Genomic DNA, 798 nt, shown 5'->3' with positions numbered 1-798 from the left:
GGCGGCTGCCCGTCGGCCAGGGCGAGGGCCGCCCGCACGCTGTAGTGCGGCCCCTCCTGCGCGTCGTGCAGCAGCCGGGCGAGGTCGGCGGGGGGCAGCGTCACTCCGTTCACCGTGCCAGCCGGAAGCTGTCGCCGTCGCGCACCAGCTGGCCCGCGTCCAGCATCCGCCGGGTGACGGTGCCCACCTGCTCGCCCGTGAGGGGCGAGAGGCGGCGCAGTTCCTCGGCGGTGAACTGCCCGCCCCGGCGGTAGGCGACCTTCAGGACCATGCGCTCCTGCACGTCGCCGCGATCTGCCTGTGCCCCCCGCGACCCGAACGAGCGCCACACCAGCCAGCCCACCAGCAGGCCCAGGAGGACCGCGACCGGAATCATCCGGGCAGCCAGCCCAGGATCGGCGATGCTCAGGGCCAGCGCGGTGAGGTTCTCCTGGGCCGCCCGGACCGCCGCCGCGCTCGCCCCACCCGCCTCCAGGTCGCGCACGTCGCCGCGCTCCCGCAGGTAGCGCATCACGCCCGCCGTGTTTCCACGCACGTAAAACGCGCTGTAGGCGATCAGGGCGGCAGAGGCTCCGGTGAGCACGGTGACGAGCAGGCGCGGCGCGTTCATGGCTCCATGCTAGCCGCTCCCGCCCGCCCGGCGCGGCGGCGCGGCTCACCGTCGGGCAGGGGAACCCCGCCGCGCTAGCCTGCCCCATGGCTCTCTTCCGGTTAGGCGGCAAACGCGCCCTCGTCACGGGCGGCAGCAGGGGCATCGGGCGGGCGGCGGCGCAGGCCCTCGCGGAACTGGGCGCGTCC

Annotated in this window: 1 protein-coding gene and 1 pseudogene; one reads left to right on the top strand and one right to left on the bottom strand. The window is 75.4% G+C overall.

Annotated features, from left to right (window positions below; genetic code table 11):
- Window positions 1-109: 109 nt before the first annotated feature.
- A complete protein-coding gene (locus QOL99_RS17295; protein ID WP_285525646.1) occupies window positions 110-610 on the bottom strand; it encodes a hypothetical protein in 501 nt (166 codons plus the stop codon).
- An 86-nt stretch (window positions 611-696) separates the two neighbouring features.
- Here QOL99_RS17295 and QOL99_RS17290 point away from each other — a divergent pair.
- Window positions 697-798, top strand: a pseudogene (locus QOL99_RS17290) (SDR family oxidoreductase); the annotation flags it as partial.

The sequence above is a fragment of the Deinococcus rhizophilus genome (genome assembly GCF_030271215.1).
GTDB classification, from domain to species: Bacteria; Deinococcota; Deinococci; order Deinococcales; family Deinococcaceae; genus Deinococcus; species Deinococcus rhizophilus.
Note: the sequence above shows the minus strand (reverse complement) of the source record. Positions and strands in the feature narration are given on the sequence as shown.